General features: G+C 34.1%; 16 protein-coding genes and 2 pseudogenes. 16 read left to right on the top strand and 2 right to left on the bottom strand.

The features are described 5' to 3' along the window. The first annotated feature begins 1,375 nt into the window (after positions 1-1,375). From OWO01_RS06135 to OWO01_RS06155, 5 genes are all read left to right on the top strand, one after another. Positions 1,376-1,525 carry a hypothetical protein gene (locus OWO01_RS06135; protein WP_268779556.1) on the top strand — a complete coding sequence of 50 codons (150 nt, stop codon included), beginning with the start codon at positions 1,376-1,378 and terminating at the stop codon, positions 1,523-1,525. A gap of 264 nt (positions 1,526-1,789) precedes the next feature. Beyond that, the gene (locus OWO01_RS06140; protein ID WP_268779557.1) at positions 1,790-2,851 is read left to right on the top strand and encodes a site-2 protease family protein; all 1,062 of its coding nucleotides are present in this window, start codon (positions 1,790-1,792) and stop codon (positions 2,849-2,851) included. A gap of 311 nt (positions 2,852-3,162) precedes the next feature. Continuing rightward, entirely contained in the window at positions 3,163-4,659 is a 1,497-nt protein-coding gene (locus OWO01_RS06145) for a hypothetical protein (protein ID WP_268779558.1), read from the top strand. After that, entirely contained in the window at positions 4,646-5,308 is a 663-nt protein-coding gene (locus tag OWO01_RS06150; protein WP_268779559.1) for an ATP-binding cassette domain-containing protein, read from the top strand. The genes OWO01_RS06145 and OWO01_RS06150 overlap by 14 nt, the downstream gene beginning before the upstream one ends. Before the next feature lie 1,764 nt (positions 5,309-7,072). After that, positions 7,073-7,639, top strand: coding sequence for a DUF6944 family repetitive protein (locus OWO01_RS06155; RefSeq protein ID WP_268779560.1), 567 nt, complete (start codon positions 7,073-7,075; stop codon positions 7,637-7,639). Positions 7,640-7,746: 107 nt separating this feature from the next. Here the strand turns inward: OWO01_RS06155 and OWO01_RS06160 are convergent, their stop codons facing one another. Together OWO01_RS06160 and OWO01_RS06165 are read right to left on the bottom strand one after the other, a co-directional pair. Continuing rightward, positions 7,747-8,643, bottom strand: coding sequence for a manganese catalase family protein (locus OWO01_RS06160; protein ID WP_268779561.1), 897 nt, complete (start codon positions 8,641-8,643; stop codon positions 7,747-7,749). A 13-nt stretch (positions 8,644-8,656) separates the two neighbouring features. Next, positions 8,657-8,875 carry a YuzF family protein gene (locus tag OWO01_RS06165; RefSeq protein WP_268779562.1) on the bottom strand — a complete coding sequence of 73 codons (219 nt, stop codon included), beginning with the start codon at positions 8,873-8,875 and terminating at the stop codon, positions 8,657-8,659. Positions 8,876-9,109: 234 nt separating this feature from the next. Between OWO01_RS06165 and OWO01_RS06170 the strand changes: the two genes are divergently transcribed. The 11 genes and pseudogenes from OWO01_RS06170 to OWO01_RS06215 all read left to right on the top strand — a co-directional run bounded on the left by OWO01_RS06170 (position 9,110) and on the right by OWO01_RS06215 (position 16,343). Next, positions 9,110-10,003, top strand: coding sequence for a patatin-like phospholipase family protein (locus OWO01_RS06170; protein ID WP_268779563.1), 894 nt, complete (start codon positions 9,110-9,112; stop codon positions 10,001-10,003). Positions 10,004-10,107: 104 nt separating this feature from the next. Further along, entirely contained in the window at positions 10,108-10,299 is a 192-nt protein-coding gene (locus OWO01_RS06175; RefSeq protein ID WP_268779564.1) for a YwbE family protein, read from the top strand. Positions 10,300-10,510: 211 nt separating this feature from the next. Continuing rightward, a complete protein-coding gene (locus tag OWO01_RS06180) occupies positions 10,511-11,971 on the top strand; it encodes a menaquinone biosynthesis decarboxylase (RefSeq protein ID WP_268779565.1) in 1,461 nt (486 codons plus the stop codon). Then, positions 11,922-12,815, top strand: a complete 894-nt coding sequence (locus OWO01_RS06185; RefSeq protein WP_268779566.1) for a UbiA-like polyprenyltransferase — start codon at positions 11,922-11,924, stop codon at positions 12,813-12,815. The genes OWO01_RS06180 and OWO01_RS06185 overlap by 50 nt, the downstream gene beginning before the upstream one ends. Positions 12,816-12,824: 9 nt before the next feature. Next, positions 12,825-12,878, top strand: a pseudogene (locus OWO01_RS16135) (hypothetical protein); the annotation flags it as partial. After that, positions 12,859-13,422, top strand: a pseudogene (locus OWO01_RS06190) (UbiX family flavin prenyltransferase); the annotation flags it as partial. The pseudogenes OWO01_RS16135 and OWO01_RS06190, both read left to right, overlap by 20 nt. Next, positions 13,423-14,352, top strand: coding sequence for an ABC transporter substrate-binding protein (locus OWO01_RS06195; protein WP_268779568.1), 930 nt, complete (start codon positions 13,423-13,425; stop codon positions 14,350-14,352). Between the two features lie 124 nt (positions 14,353-14,476). Continuing rightward, positions 14,477-14,638, top strand: a complete 162-nt coding sequence (locus tag OWO01_RS06200; protein ID WP_268779569.1) for a YfhD family protein — start codon at positions 14,477-14,479, stop codon at positions 14,636-14,638. A 129-nt stretch (positions 14,639-14,767) separates the two neighbouring features. Next, the gene (locus tag OWO01_RS06205; protein WP_268779570.1) at positions 14,768-15,526 is read left to right on the top strand and encodes a class I SAM-dependent methyltransferase; all 759 of its coding nucleotides are present in this window, start codon (positions 14,768-14,770) and stop codon (positions 15,524-15,526) included. Further along, entirely contained in the window at positions 15,519-16,013 is a 495-nt protein-coding gene (locus tag OWO01_RS06210; RefSeq protein ID WP_268779571.1) for a DinB family protein, read from the top strand. The genes OWO01_RS06205 and OWO01_RS06210 overlap by 8 nt, the downstream gene beginning before the upstream one ends. A gap of 120 nt (positions 16,014-16,133) precedes the next feature. Continuing rightward, positions 16,134-16,343 carry a hypothetical protein gene (locus OWO01_RS06215; RefSeq protein WP_268779572.1) on the top strand — a complete coding sequence of 70 codons (210 nt, stop codon included), beginning with the start codon at positions 16,134-16,136 and terminating at the stop codon, positions 16,341-16,343. The last annotated feature ends 63 nt before the right edge of the window (positions 16,344-16,406 follow it).

Consider the following 16,406-nt stretch of genomic DNA (forward strand, 5'->3'; position numbering starts at 1 on the left):
CTAGTGAAAAGCCTCTTAGGTGTCCAAATCCATCTACTTGAGCAGGTGGTCGTTTAAAGGGTATATTAATAGCTTTTCTGAGTTAATAACGTATCCTCTTTTAACAATCTTTTCTTATAGTACGTGCTTTAATGATTTTGAGAAGTTATTAGTCAAAAAGCATGTAGAATATCAACTGATGAAAATTACGAAATTGTAAAAAGTATATTATTCTACTTAAAGAAAGAGGGAAATTAATAATTATTGCTGCTCATGGATTATCTAAAGGAGAGTATAATTTATTTGATGAAATCATTACGTTAAGCAATGGGACAGTATAAGATATTACTTTATTAAACAATACAAATGATGATTGATGAAAGAAGGATCTAGGTGTATGCATGACAAATTTAAGCGTTTGAAATTTTACCAAAAGTTAATCTGTATCATTTATTTAGCCGGGTTCATCTATATGTTAGGAGTTATAGAATTGTAATGCTGATATTATTATACACACTTATATATATTGTTAGCATTCAAGTATTAGGGGGTGAAAATTTTTACTTAGATGGAGTTTGGTTTATTCCTATAGCGATTCGGGCGTTCAATGGATTAAGCTTTAATCCATTGAATTTTGTAAATTTTTTCTACCGAAATTTTTCAATGAATAATCTGCTTGAGTTATTAGCTGCTAGTCTATCGATTCTCTATTTTTACATTTTTAAAGGTTATATTAACAGCTTTCCTGAGTTAATAACGTATCCTATTTTAACATTCTTTTTTTATAGTACGTGCTTTATTGATATAGAGGAGGTATTAGTGAAAAAGCATGTAAATATAAAGAATAGTTTTAAAAAAGAATAAGGGATTCGCTTTACTAAAAACAAAAAGCATATAGAGTATCAACTATTCGTAAAGACCGTAAAAACGATTTGGTTGGTATTGTATAGTAGAAGGTTCCATCATTTGATGAAACAAATATTAAGTTTGCATGCCTTTTATATGCATGTTTATATAAGAAGTGTAGAGAAGTTTCTCAATTGAAGTAAACACGCCAGTGCCATTTTACATCTTAACTATGAACGTGTAACTGATTATTATGGTCTTGCTTTTCACAAAAAAATTTTGCACATATTCAAGATAATGGAATAATGGGCAGGGTGGTGAATATCATAAAAGGCAGAATATAATACTATATGTAGTATTACTAATTATCAATTTTATCGTATATATCTCGCTAAGGAGTCTATCAGATATCATAAGAGGTTTTATTTTTGTTAGTGGACTGAGTGTTATCGTATATATTCATAGTAAGTTTTCCAGTAAAGAAAAGACTTAGCAAGTGATGAATTGAACATCTCCTACCATTGCTAATTGTAAAGGGTCAGCCCTTACGGTGGACAAATTGAGACGTTTGTCTTTAATAGCTAAAGCAACTGCAGATGTAGGATTAATATATATTGGTAATGGCCGATATGCAGAAGCTGGTTGGGGAAATGCATTCGATTTTGCAGGATCACAAATATATCAAAGGCCAACTTGGTAAATGAGGGGGCTTAAATGAAAAGAGCTACTGTTTTAAATGTTGGAATGGAATACTAATTTTATAGGTATATTGGCATTGTTTATTCATGAAAATAATAGATTTTTAAATGGGTAACTACTGCTGCTATTGCGTTAAAAGCCAACCCTTTTACAGTTGGTTAGGTGCAAGTTTAAAACATTTATAGGGGAGATTATCATAAAAAAAATTTCAGCAATTAAGGATGTTTTTATTTTAGTTTTACCAATTTTAATTGGTGGCTCTGCTATGTATTACATATTGGAAATGCGGTCCGACTATTCTTTAATTGGAACAATAGAAATAATTTTAAGTTTAATTGCTTGTTACTATATTACAATTTTCATTCATGAATTAGGACATATAATTGGATTTAAAGTTTACGGTTACCAAATAATTTTAGCCGCTGTGGGTCCTATTATCTATACAAACTATAAAAAGAAAATTATAAAGTTTAAAATAAGCAATTTTTTAATTGGAGGGGGTATAGTACCAAAAATCAGTAAAATAGAAAATGAATATGAACTAAAAAAGTTTATTAGATCTTATCAGTTATCTTTAGTATTGGGTCCTATCATGAATTTAATATTAGTATTTTTGTGTATATTATTATTTAAAGCTGAAATAATTAATGAATATCCTCTTTTCCTAATTATAACAAGTCTCCTATTGTTTATATATAGCTTTGTTAAAGCGATGGGAGTAGAGGGGGATATATATATTTATTGGAAACATAAAGCGGATAATAATCTTGCCCTTTACGGTATATTTGAATTTAGCTTGTTAAACGACACATGTAACACCTTTTTGGAAAATAAAATCAAAAAAATAATCTCTATAAATAGTATGGATGATCTAAATTATAAAACGATAACTCTGATAGGGGAATATATTGACTACTGTACGGTCAATTCAAAGAAAGCACCTATTCAAATTGATGTAATTATTGAAACGTGGATAAAAAAATATAACCCTTTAATTAACGATAAGTTCAAATTTAACAGAGAGCATATGATCATTTTGTGTAAACTTATGAAAAATAAAATCGTAACAAACAGTGATATAGGATTTTATAAAAAATTTTATGAGAAGCATATACAAGATTATGAGTCAAATCATGCGTTATTACAATTTTACAAAAATAAAACAGATTTTATTTTACAATTAAGTGAAAGTAATAATTACTTAAAAGATGTTCAAATATTTTATAATGAAATGATATTGGAATACTTAATTGGTAAGCATACCTATATAAATAGGTTGCTTGAGTTTGATGAAAAAGCACAACAACCCTTAAGAATGAAGGAATGAAAGAGATGAGAAAAAAAGGATAATAGTTTTCTTTGTAGCACTATTTATAGTAGCGTAGCTTGGTCATACTGTACTGGGGTAACTAAAATTGTTGGTAAAGTTACACCCGGAATTGGTAGGCTAGCTTCAATGATCAGTGGTCCGATTGGTATAGTGTTAGGTGCAGCGGCTGGTTTAGGTACTGCAGCTTTAATTAGATGGATGAGTACAATACAAGATTTTCTTGATTATGGTATTATTTAACTAGTAAATATAGAAGTACAATAATCGGTATGATGATTATTGTACTTCTATAAATAGGGAGGAAAGAAATGCTGAATCGCGTGTTAACTATGGAGTTGGGGAATGACAAAGGTCTACGATCAACAAGAAACTTACTAAAGCTGTTTTATACATTTATTTTACCAAATATAACAGCTATTCAGTTCGCCTATGTCATTCATTCGATTCCTTTTATTGATCATAAGTTAATGTTAATTTTTGTGTTGTATCTGAATTTGTTAGTCATCACCATTATTCAATACAGTGCACAGAAGAAAATTTTTAGTAGCTTGGAAAAAGAAGTACTTTTAAAATTTATTCCTAATAAAACAAAGCTATTTATTAAGTATCGCCTCTTTTTCTTAATTATCAAATTCAATTTGCCCATGCTATTATTTAGTTCTTTTTATTTCGAAACTTTCATCCGTGCCCACACTCTATTGTTCACTGTATTTGCGTTATTTTCTATTCTAGTTATCATGATTTTTCAAATGTATCTAGCGATTATCATTCGTTATTGGACGAATACAATGCGAGCAGTTTATCTTCAAGGCTTGCAGATCCTCATTTTTCTTTTGTTCGTTGTGCTTCTTTCGGGAGTATCTTTTACACCCGTATTATTTTTAGCAATGCTTGATAGATACTGGGGAGAAACAATATCCACACTATTTTACATAAATGCTTTACCGATTATTATAACCGTGGCATTGCTTGCTTTTATTAGTATTAGCTTGATCATCCTTGCCAAGCAAATAAATATGCGTGTATTAGTCCTTAATCGAAACCTTAGTTTTAACCTAAATACAGCTACGTTGGAAAAAATTCAAGCAAAAGTATATGGACTTGACTTATCGAGGCTCCAAAAATTATTGTTCGTTAAGGATATTAAATATGTTTTTAGAAATAGCAAGGTGCAAATTACACTCATGGGAGTGTATCATCTCATATTGCTGTTTTCTATCATCTTTTTCTTTTTGGATATATCTGAAAATGAAATGGGTATTTTTATGGCGAAGTTTTATTTAGCTTTGACAATTGGACAGCTAATCTTGAGTTATATATTAGGTGTTAGCTTTAATGATGTTCTTGACTTTAAGAATGACCTCAGTGTAGTGGGTAATTATCATATAAAATTATCAGAAACTAATCTGATCAGGGAAAAAATAAAAATATTAAGGGCCTTTGTTTTTCCTAAATTAACGATAACTCATATTATCTTTATTCTAACGCTATTGTTATTAAATCAGTACATGCTGGCGCTAGTCTACCTTTTAAATTACTTGATTTGTTTTTGGGGAAGAAAAGCACTAGAACTTTTCAGAGTCAAGACTGCTAATCAATTAAATAGTGAGCGTGGGTTTTTAGAGTTTGTTAATTTCATCATTATAATGGTAATTGCATTTCTATTAATGCAGTTACTAAATAGTTCTGATGATAACATATATTTTTTCCAACTACTGTCATTAGGTTCGGTTTTGATCCTTTACTTTTATCATTTATTTGTATTTAAAAAGAAGAAGGAAGTGAACGTGCATGTGGGAAGTTAACCAATTGACTTTTGCTTATGATGATAAGAAGACTGTGCTTGATCAGGTTTCATTTAAGATAGAGACTGGTAAGATCTATTGTTTGTTAGGTGTTAATGGTTCTGGTAAGACAACGTTATTTAATTGTTTGAGTGGATTCCTAAAGAGTAATTATTCATTAGATAAATATTTTATTGATAACAAATTGCTTTATATTCAAGATGAGATGCACTTTTATAAAAATCTCTCTGGTCTAGAATTTACTGAGCTTATTTTTTCTTTGAAGGATAAAAAATTCGATTTAGCTGAATTTGATCGGTTGTTGTCTAAACTAAAGATGAATGATTATAAGAACGAGCGGATTTCTGCTTATTCACTAGGGACGAAGCAGAAACTAGTGTTAATAATCGGAATTTTATTAAATTATCAATATATTATTATGGATGAGCCATTTGCGGCGATTGATTTTATAGCAGCAGAAGTAATTAACGACGTTCTGAAAGAGTTGAAAGAGCAAGGAAAAGCTATCATTGTTTCTACACATCAATTGGATATTGCTCAAGAACTAGCGGATGAGATTTTATTTTTAAACGATGGAAAGGTAAACCAAATCATAAATAACTTTCAAACACCAAGGGAATTGAAAAATTATATAAGATTATATATTTAGTTTAGTATTTTTCCTGTTCATTACTGTGGAATAGTTAAGTGAAAAATTTGGCCATTGAGATATCGGCATTAGGGTCAGAGTGTTCGGATGAGCATAGCAGAGAAGGACATGAGTTGTACCCCGTAAGTTGATGATTCATAGAAAAGAGACTTTTCAAAGTTCAAAAAATTAGTGAAAAGCCTCTTTAACTATTAAAATTAAAATGGCATTGACAGCAAGCTCCTAAACCGCGAAACCAAGACCAAGTAGGATCTATTATAAATATAGTCATATCCTGATACCAGGAAAGCATAGAATTAGCTGGAGATAGGAGGGGTATTTTGGGATTTATATTAGGGAATATGCTAATTTTATTAATAGTGTTATTTTTGTATGCAATTTTAGATAATGTAGCAAAAGGAATTTTCACACGAGGTATATTCAAGTATATTACAATGATACTATTAATAATTTTTGCTGTACTTGCTTCACAAAAATATACTAATTTTTGAAAATTAAATATGAATTATAAAGAAAAAGTTTCTGTTTTTTAAGGGAGATCCAGAAACTATGAATGGTAGAATTATTCGTAGCTTAGGGATATGAATTGATATTAAACTTTTTATAATTATTTTACAATATGTGTAAACGTCGCATCGAGTCAAGTGATTTTAATAAAAGTGTGGAGTTTATGTTATTTACAACAGCAACCATTCAGTTAGAGACAGCCCAACTAATAAGTAATCTGATGATGTCATTGATCTCGTCCGTTCCATGCCAGAAGAAGCATGTATCGTTTAGCAAGAGAAATCTCTATTTAGAGTGGATACATAATCTATTAAACTTGAAATCTAGTTAATATTACAGCCAATGGATTTTAATAAAAAAAATTAGGAGTGAGAAAAATGGAAATGGTATCACCAGTAAGTTATAAATCTAAGTCTCGGAGTATGTTTGGGTTTGATGCTCAACTAGTCGGAAAAGGATGAAGAAATTAGTTGAATCGTCATGGTTTTATTTTATTTTAGGGTTCTTTCTATTAATTGCTGACAATATATTTATACCTGAGAGCCATCATTGGAATAGTGATTATCCTATAATGGTTTTGATTATCAGTTACGGTACCCTTATCTTATCGATACCCTTATTTTATCTATCTTTTAAAGTGGATTGTGAGAAAAAAGGATCGAAAAGTATTCTACCTGCTACATTTGGCAGGAAAATATTATATATATTCCTCTTTGTTTGCTTTGGAGTTCTTTTGAATTTCATACTAGTTTTTTTATCCCGGAGCAACCGTCCGTAAGACTCCCACTTCAAAACAAGGAGAATACCAAGTTGTTTAAGTGGGAGTAACGGACGCTAGCACCCCGAATGGTTCAATTAACAATCAGTGGGGGAATACCTAAAACCCCCACTGATTGAAGTTTCACTTTATTCAAGTAAGTAACTTAAAGTTTTAGATATGAAGGGAAGCCCCCCATCGCGACAAACAAATTAAGAATTTAATCTTTTGTATGAAAGACGAATAGTGAGTTACTATGATAAACAATAGTAGCTCTTTTTTTTCTTTAAAGTGCAGAGCCTCTTTCTGGGCATTACGGTAAGAAAGTGCGGCCGAGCATAGGTCGTAACATATAATGGGTGGATTCTTGTTGTGTAAGTAATAACAATCGTTGAATAATCTAACGTCATGTTGTCTAGGTTTCCAGTATCTGTGCATATGACTTCGCATTTTCTTAGTGATTGAATAGAATAGTTATAGGAACAGAGGTGGTGAGTTAGATGACGGATAACGAACGGCTTCTACTTGGGTCGTGGATTGATGCAATTGGTACAGATATCTCCGCCATTGCAGAAATTCGAAATTTAGCGGGTATCAATACGATTAATAATAAACTTGTCGCCATTGGTGAAGGATTGCAAGCGGTTGGCTCTTTCTTAATTGGTACCGTTACAACGGATGATCCACTAAATTTTGCGGGGAACTGGATTGATGGAATTGGTGCTGCAACAAGTTCCTACGGTGCCTATCTTCAATTTTTGGATGAAGAAGATGGAGAGGATAATGTTCGAATTGAGATTTTAGGTGACTCATTTCAGTCGATCGGATCTGCGATTAGCGCATATGCGGATCACCGAATCGGGGAACGAGATTATGCGCTTGGTAATGTGTTACAAAGTTTAGGTGCTGGATTAGAAGCGATTGGCGCTTTATTTGAACTGAATGGTCAAGAAAGAATAGGACAATGGATTGGGACGAAAGGTGCAATTGTTCAGTCTATGGGTTCTAACTATAACGCGATCGTTACTACCAAAGAAATCATGGAAGAAGAAAGGGGAAATCCGTAACAGATACAGAATTTGTCTCATGACGAAAAAAAGAGATGGAATGCATCCATCTCAGTGAGTGTTTAAACATACATTTGTAGAAAAATCTTGCCTTTAGAATTTTCCCTTTATATATTTTCCATTAGACGTTTAGCGATTCGTTCATAATCATCCCGGTCGATACCAGGAGCGAACTGTTCCGGTAATTCTTCGAGGTTAGGAATAGGAGCCCCCTTTGGAGATCCTTCTTTTACAATTAATTTCGCTCCACTCTCTGGATTTTGTCCTTTCCAAATTTGTCTAATATCGACATAGTCTCCAACATCATTCCACGTATATAAAACATTACTCAATCCTTGTTCCTCGAATTTTTTCGCATGATCGAATTTGGTATTTGATAGATCTGGCACGGGTACTAGCTTCTTCACATCAACCCCAGTCGCTATTTCTAGTGCCTTTGCGTACGCTAATACGTGTGTTCCCCCTCGGACCAATAAGTATCCGATCATTTCACGAGCAGTCTCGTGCTCGGTCATTTCATAAACACGCATTTTATGTGTACGAGCACCTATTTCTAAGAAAAAGTTATGAAGTAAATCTAACACTAAGTTACCACTACTAAAAACATTATCTCCACGCCAAGCATTTCCCATCGAATCTCCAGCCAATGCTGTTTGGGCAGTGGCGATAAATTGATAAGTATTTCTAGCATCTTTTCCTTCTCGTAAAGGGGTTACATCTGGATCTCCAGTATAAAAAGTGTTGTCTTTGGATAATAAATTGATGGCATTGCTAACTAATTCTACATGACCAAATTCTTCTGCTGTTATACTTGCAACAAGATCATAGAACGGTTTTAGTTTATCTTTTCGGCGAAAGTTAAAGGATTGAAACATGTAATTGTTTAATGTGGACATCTCACCAAATTTACCGCCCAGCAGTTCTTGAACGGCGGCAGCGGCATTTGGATCGCCATGTTCTGGAATTGGTAAAGGGATAAGCATGCGGTTTTCCCGTTTGAACATTACAAAATCCTCCTTATTTTCTTGGAATCACCCAAACAATTTGTTCTGTACGAATAAAGTAAGGAGAACCTCCCGATTCAACGATAATATGGTCTGGCATAACCGTTGTTAAATGTCCTGTTACGGTTCCTTTTGTTGTTTGAACAACGATTGTAGCTTGGAGAAGCCCTTGTAACGATTGATACAGATACGTATCAATCGAACTTACAAAAGATGGTGTCTGATGACTCATGATGTTGTATCCTCCTTTGTTAGTGACCTAAACAGTTCATTGTATGTAAATCATCTGTGAAATATGTAGGAAATCACAATAGCTCTCTGAATACAAAGACTTCTAAGTTGTTTTGATGGCATAGAGGAATCAAGTCAGTTATAATAATATTGGCAAACGATATCCATATAATTGGTGTAATTAGCAACTTATCTCATGATGACATTATATTCTAAAAGTTTGGAAGGTGTTTCGATGGAAAAAGTTGGTTTAGTATTAGAAGGTGGAGGTATGCGAGGAGTATATACTTCAGGTGTATTGGATTATTTTATGGAGCAAGACTTATATTTTCCTTATATTATCGGTGTCTCTGCAGGAGCTTGTAATGCCCTTTCTTACTTATCACGTCAAGTCGGTAGAAGTAGAGAAGTAAATGTTAATTATGCAAGCGACAAGAGGTATATCAATTATCGAAATCTATTAAAAGGCAAAGGAATCTTTAATATGGATTTTCTATTTAATGATATTCCTAATCGTCTCGTTCCATTTGATTATGAAGCGTTTCATGCAGCCCAAGAAAGATTAGTGATTCCTACAACAGATTGCCAAACTGGACAGGCTCACTATTTTGAAAAAGAAGATAGAAGTGAAAAGGTAATTTCAGCGGTAAAAGCATCAAGTAGCCTACCGCTCGTTGGGAAAATGGTTGAACTGGATGGGAAAGAGCTTTTAGACGGTGGAATAGCTGATCCTATTCCCATTAAGAAATCTGTAGAAGATGGCAACGAAAAGCACGTGATTATTTTAACGAGACCAAAAGGATATCAGAAAAAACCTTTTCGGGCTAAGGTTACAGCTAATCTCGTTTATTCGAATCATAAGAATTTGGTGAGCGCATTAGACAAACGACATGAAATATATAATCAGTCATTACAATATATTGAAGAGTTAGAGGCCGCTGGAAAAGCTTATGTGATTCGTCCGCAGGAAAACGAGGTAGTAAAACGAACGGAAAAAGACCCAGAAAAACTGCAAGAACTTTATTTGAGAGGGTATAATGCTGCTATCTCACACGCGGATTCTTTAAAGCGTTGGCTTTATAAAAATGCTGCGAAAGATACTCAAGCTAAAGTTGAGACTATTTACTAAATTATTTTTGAAAGAGCAGATGAGTTGGATCGATGATAACCAGATTATCGGGTATAATTGAAAAGGAAGGGTAGCTCGTTTTTGAAAGAACTGGGGGTAAAGTAGTGGACGGAACAAAGAGAAGCCAAATCAACATAGGAAGCAAGGTACTTGTTGTCCAAAAACAACATCAACGAACGGGTGAGTTAACCGAAGGGGTAGTGAAGCGTATATTGACGAACTCGGCACAACATCCTCATGGAATTAAAGTAATGTTGGAAAACGACATTGTTGGTCGTGTGAAAGAAGTAAAATAGTAGGTTTTAAAAGCGATGATCTCGTATAGATTATCGCTTTTTATATTTATTTTTTCCAAAAAAGACTCTGGTTTTAATTAGCCGAATACTCCCAATAATTGAAGGATCATTTTTAGAAAATAACAATATTGTCATTAAATTAACTAAAAAAACCAAATATATATGATAAAATGTAAAAAAAGTAAGATTCATCAAAAGGAGGAGAAGGTTATTGAGTTATAAAGATCTGCAAGATTTTATTTTGACCTTAGAGAAAAAGAATGAATTAGTTCGAATTAAAACAGAAGTAGATTCGGAGTTGGAAATAACAGAAATTACCGATCGGATCTCTAAATTGTATGGTCCGGCAATGTTGTTTGAAAATGTCAAAGGATCTGAGTTTCCAGTTCTTATCAATGCGATGGGATCTTATGAAAGAATGAGTATGGCGTTAGGTGTAGAAGCGTTAGACGATATTGCAGATGGAATTGGTGAATTTATCGATATGTCCAACTATCTAGGGCTAATGAAAAAAATCAAATCGCTTCCACGCTTGAGTCGGCTGGCAAGTGTTTTCCCTCTAAAAGTTCCTACAAAGGGCGATTGTCAGGAAGTCATTGATCGTGATCCTGATCTATCTAAGTTACCGATTTTGAAATGTTGGCCAGGCGATGCAGGGAGATTTATTACATTGCCGTTAGTTATGACGAAAGATCCGGAGACTGGAATTCAAAATACAGGAATGTATCGTCTGCAAATTTTTGATAAAAAAACAACGGGAATGCATTGGCACTTACATAAAGATGGTCGGGAGATTTATGAGAAGTATCGGGAACGTGGTGGGAAAATGCCCGTATCTATTGCTTTAGGTTGTGATCCTGCTATTACCTATGCGGCTACTGCGCCATTACCGAAGATGATTGACGAAATGATGTTTGCAGGGTATTTACGAAAAAAACCAGTTAAACTTGTGAAGTCGATAACAAACGATATTTATGTGCCCGCTAATGCGGAGTTCATTATTGAAGGCTATGTAGACGTGAATGAGCCGCTAAGAACAGAGGGTCCTTTTGGTGATCATACAGGATATTACTCTTTAGCAGATCTTTATCCTTCTTTTCATGTGAAATGCATCACAAGTAAAAAGAACCCAGTATACCCAACAACGATTGTTGGGAAACCACCAATGGAAGATTGTTACATGGGAAAAGCGACAGAAAGAATTTTTTTACCTTTATTGAAAATGCAGTTTCCTGAGATTGTTGATCATCATTTTCCTTTAGAAGGTGTTTTTCATAATTGTGTGATTGTTTCAATTAAAAAACGTTATCCAGGTCATGCAAAGAAAATTATGAATTCTCTCTGGGGATTCGGTCAAATGATGTATACGAAGATGATTATTGTTGTTGATGAACAGATAAAACCGAGTGATGTGTCGACGGTTGCGTGGAAAGTTTTTAACAATATTGATGCAAAGAGAGATATCGTTATCTCAGAAGGCCCATTAGATGCACTAGATCATGCCTCGAATCTGCCTCATCTGGGACATCGCCTTGGTATTGATGCAACGAAAAAATGGCCAAGCGAAGGTTATACAAGAGATTGGCCAGACGATATTGAAATGTCAGAGGATGTGAAAAACCTTGTTACAAGCAGATGGAGTGAGTACGGCTTGGATAAATTTACGAAATAAAATGAAAGATTACGGAGCATTAGTCATGTTTTCTCACACGATTTTTTCTTTATCATTTGCGATTATATCGATGTTGCTAGCGAATAATGGCATCCCAGGTTTTTATACTGTATTTTGGATTTTAGTCGCTTTTTTAGCAGCACGAACTGGTGCGAACGCTTTAAATCGTGTAATTGATGCAGAGATTGATGCAAAAAATCCACGAACAGCAACTAGACAATTACCACAAGGATTGTTAAATAAAAAGGAAGTACTATTATTCGCTATTTGCTGCTTTGGTATTATGTTATTTGCAGCAGCGATGTTAAACCCACTATGTTTATACCTTTCACCGATAGCGTTATTTTTTATGGTGATTTATTCGTATACAAAGCGTTTCACTTTTCTCTGTCATATTATTTTAGGAATTAGTTGTGCGGCGGCTCCGGTGGGTGCGTGGATTGCTGTTACAGGAGAAATGACTTGGGTAGCTTTTTTTATGGGAGCCGCAAACACAGCCTGGGTTGCAGGTTTTGATACGATTTATGGAGCGCAAGATTATCAATTTGATCGTGAAAATGGATTGCATTCTATCCCAGCTACTTTTGGTTTGCGATATGGGCTGTATATAGCAGGATTGCTTCATATAGCTACAATTGTATTTCTTGTATTTGTTGGGATGTTAAGTGAGCAGATTCACTTGTTTTATTATATTGGGCTTGGGGTTGTTACCATCTTATTTTTTATTCAGCATAGCCTCGTTTCACCCTCAAACTTAAAGAATGTGAGTATAGCTTCTTATAGTATAAATCAGCTGGTTAGTGTGATTTTCTTATTCTTTGGTTTGATCGACATTATTTGGTAAAAGAATTTTTTGTTAATTAGGAGCGTTTTTTATGAAAAAAGTTGTTGTAGGTATTACAGGAGCGAGTGGGAGCATTTATGCAAAAACACTGATAGATGAATTACTAAAACACGAAATACATACCCATGTTATTTTTACTGAAACAGGAAAAAAAGTGATGGAATATGAAACAGAATCATTGGTAGATTCGTGGATTGAATCATTAGAAAAAAATTTTCGGCATTTTACACTGGAAGATAATAATAATCTTTTTTCTGGTGTTGCTAGTGGTTCCTATTCTTTTGATGCAGCAATAATTCTACCTTGTTCAATGGGGACGTTGGCGGAAATTAGTCAAGGATTAGCAAAAAATCTTTTGTGTCGTGTTGCAGATGTGGCAATGAAAGAAAATCGTAAATTAGTGATTGTGCCTAGAGAGACACCGTTAAACGCGATCCATTTAGAGAATATGTTAAAACTATCTCGACTAGGAGTATCCATTTTACCGGCAATGCCAGGTTTTTATCATCGACCTACCTCGATGGAAGACCTCATTGATTTTGTTGTAGGGAAAATTTTTGATCATATTGGCATTGAAAATAATTTATTTGATAGGTGGGGAAATTAGATGAAAAGATATTTATTTTTATTTTTTTGTAGCATATTATTGGTTGCTTGCAATACAGATCCAGCTGCTTCTACAGAAGCGTTGCAAGAGTTGAATTTTGGTGCAATTGGTTCTGTGGATGTTTTACCAATTGTAATCGCAGAAGAAAATGGTTATTTTTCTGATGAGAATCTTATTGTAAATTTTGAGAGCTTTACAAGCGCAAATGATCGAGATGCTGCATTTATTAGTGGTAATTTAGATGGGATTGTAGGCGATGTAGTTGCGATAAGTCTTTATCAGAATGGCGGAACAGATGTGAAAATTACTGGTATTACTGATGGGGACTTTACATTAGTTGCTAGACAAAATGCAGGAATTGATCAAGTTGAAGATCTAGTTGCTCAACAAATTGCTATTTCGAATAATACATTAATTGAGTATTCTTTGGACAAAATTATCGAAAAATATAATGTATCAGAAGATGCAATTATCAAGACAATCGTTCCAGCTTTACCTGTACGTTTAGAAATGTTACGGAATGATCAAGTAGATGCGGCATTATTACCAGAACCATTCTCAACTTTAGCAATTAATGAAGGTGCTGTGGTGCTGGGTAGTGCTAATGAGGAAGGGTATAATCCGTCTGTGTCAGCATTTTTACAAGAAGCTATTGAAAAGAAACCGGAAGAAATAAAAAGTTTTTATCGTGCTTACAATAAAGCGGTTGATTTTCTAAACCAGGCTTCCATTGATGAGTTTGAAGGTCTAATCATCGAAACAGTAGGCTATCCAGAAGATATGAGAGGTTCAATCGAATTACCGACATTCAGGAAGAACGCCTTACCATCTGATAAGGAAGTTCAAGATGTAATTGATTGGGTTAACCAAAAAGAATTGATTGATAAAGAATTGACGCCAAATGATTTGATGGATGACATAGGGATTTAACAAGGAACTACTAAGATAATAAAAAGAAGTGAATAAAAAGTACCTTTGAATTGGTATAATCGGTTTCTTATAATATTCCACAATAAATCCATACTATAACCAAACAAATGAAAGAGGTGATAGTATGGATAGAAAAGCTCAAAATCGAAATGTAAACATAGCCAACAATCGAGTTAGTGACGGGCGCGATGTGGAATTTTCTGAAGAATTAGCAGATCATGAAGATATAGAAGCACAAGCAAGAGCTAAGGCCGCAGATAGACGAGCACATCAAAGAGAAGAGTAAAAGAAGAAGGCACTTATCATTTTCGATTTGTGCCTTCTTCTTTTTGGATACTTGATTACTGTTGTTAAATTTTACTAACAAGTTATAATAAATACATAGAATATGTAAAGGTGTGTGATGGAAGTGGTTATGGATTGGAAAAAAATTTGGTTAAAAGAAGAACAACAACCTTTTGAGGGATGGGATTTTGAATATCTCAATGGGCGTTGGGAAAGTGAACCATTGCCCTGGGATTATCGAAAAATAGTCAAGGATCACTTAAAGCCAACAGATTTTCTGCTCGACATGGGAACAGGTGGGGGAGAGATGCTCTTATCTTTTCAACACCCATACCAGCAAACCAGCGCGACAGAAGGCTATCTACCAAACTATCAACTTTGTTTAAAAACATTAAGTGAGCTTGGGATAAATGTGAAATTTGTTGCTGAAGATGACCAATTAGATTTTCCTGATCAAAGTTTTGACCTAGTTATGAATCGTCATGAATCATTCGATGCAGCAGAAGTGTGGCGTGTATTGAAACCGAATGGGATATTTATTACTCAACAAGTTGGTGGATCAAATAATCGCGATTTAGCAAGAAAACTAATAGGAGATGAAAATTTAGATTTTAAGCATGATTTACAAGAAAATATAGCGTTATTGAAGAAAGAAAGTTTTCATATTCTTCAGCGACAAGAAGCATATCCTATCTTGAAATTTTATGATGTTGGTGCGCTGGTATATTTTGCAAAAATTATTCAGTGGGAATTTCCCAACTTTAGTGTGGAAGATAATTTTGCTCAGTTACTTGCATGCCAGCAAGAAGTAGATCAGAATGGATTTGTAAGCAGTACAGAACATCGATTTATTATCGTTGCAAAAAAAGGAGGAATGAAAGATGAGTGAATATAGAAATTTACTGATATCATTCGAAACATTTATTCCTTGGCTAGAAAATTTAAACGACGTTGAAGAAACTTTGTTTTTCAAACCGGTCAAAGAAGGGAAATGGTCAACAGCAGAAATTATAGCACATATTATGTTTTGGGATAAATATATTATGCAAGAGGTAATTCCGCAAATGCACGAAGGTGCTGAGGTGTTGACAGAGGAAGATTTTCAAGTGATCAATGAACAAGCAGCTAATTATGTGAAATCATCGAATAAGAACAAAAATCAATTAATCGATGAATGTATTGTTGCGCGAGGTGAACTCATGTCTTTCCTGAAGAATAAGTCAGAAGAAGATTTCTTTTCGCGTTTTACATTGAATGGTGAAACAGTTGATCAGTATACCGGCTACCCGCATACTCTATTTAATTATATCGCTTGTTTTGTTTGGCATGATAATCATCATAAAGAACAGGTGGAGAAGTTCTTAGCAGCTAGTTGATTCGGAATATATGGTGAGAAGATAGGTGGAAATCCGGAGATTGCGTATACATCCAGAAAGTCGCGAGCAAATCATGGAGAATGCGAATAAATCAGAAAAGATGCGAATAAATCAGAAAAGATGCGAATAAATCGCGGAGAATGCGAACAAATCAGAAAAGATGCGAATAAATCGCGGAGAATGCGAACAAATCAGAAAAGATGCGAACAAATCCCGGAGAATGCGAACAAATCAGAAAAGATGCGAACAAATCGCGGAGAATGCGAACAAATCAGAAAAGATGCGAACAAATCGCGGAGAATGCGAACAAATCAGAAAAGATGCGAATAAATCGCGGAGAATGCGAACAAATCAGGAAAGATGCGAACAAATCATGGAGAATGCGAACAAATC

Source organism: Natronobacillus azotifigens (assembly GCF_026805325.1).
Classification (GTDB): domain Bacteria; phylum Bacillota; class Bacilli; order Bacillales; family Amphibacillaceae; genus Natronobacillus; species Natronobacillus azotifigens.

Excerpts from the sequence above, each read along its gene's own strand:
- OWO01_RS06195 (WP_268779568.1), top strand. The coding sequence starts at position 13,423 with ATGAAAAGATATTTATTTTTATTTTTTTGTAGCATATTATTGGTTGCT.
- OWO01_RS06140 (WP_268779557.1), top strand. The coding sequence starts at position 1,790 with ATGTATTACATATTGGAAATGCGGTCCGACTATTCTTTAATTGGAACA.
- OWO01_RS06170 (WP_268779563.1), top strand. The coding sequence starts at position 9,110 with ATGGAAAAAGTTGGTTTAGTATTAGAAGGTGGAGGTATGCGAGGAGTA.
- OWO01_RS06145 (WP_268779558.1), top strand. The coding sequence starts at position 3,163 with ATGCTGAATCGCGTGTTAACTATGGAGTTGGGGAATGACAAAGGTCTA.
- OWO01_RS06165 (WP_268779562.1), bottom strand. The coding sequence starts at position 8,875 with ATGAGTCATCAGACACCATCTTTTGTAAGTTCGATTGATACGTATCTG.
- OWO01_RS06150 (WP_268779559.1), top strand. The coding sequence starts at position 4,646 with ATGTGGGAAGTTAACCAATTGACTTTTGCTTATGATGATAAGAAGACT.
- OWO01_RS06200 (WP_268779569.1), top strand. The coding sequence starts at position 14,477 with ATGGATAGAAAAGCTCAAAATCGAAATGTAAACATAGCCAACAATCGA.
- OWO01_RS06160 (WP_268779561.1), bottom strand. The coding sequence starts at position 8,643 with ATGTTCAAACGGGAAAACCGCATGCTTATCCCTTTACCAATTCCAGAA.
- OWO01_RS06215 (WP_268779572.1), top strand. The coding sequence starts at position 16,134 with ATGCGAATAAATCGCGGAGAATGCGAACAAATCAGAAAAGATGCGAAT.
- OWO01_RS06155 (WP_268779560.1), top strand. The coding sequence starts at position 7,073 with ATGACGGATAACGAACGGCTTCTACTTGGGTCGTGGATTGATGCAATT.
- OWO01_RS06210 (WP_268779571.1), top strand. The coding sequence starts at position 15,519 with ATGAGTGAATATAGAAATTTACTGATATCATTCGAAACATTTATTCCT.
- OWO01_RS06205 (WP_268779570.1), top strand. The coding sequence starts at position 14,768 with ATGGATTGGAAAAAAATTTGGTTAAAAGAAGAACAACAACCTTTTGAG.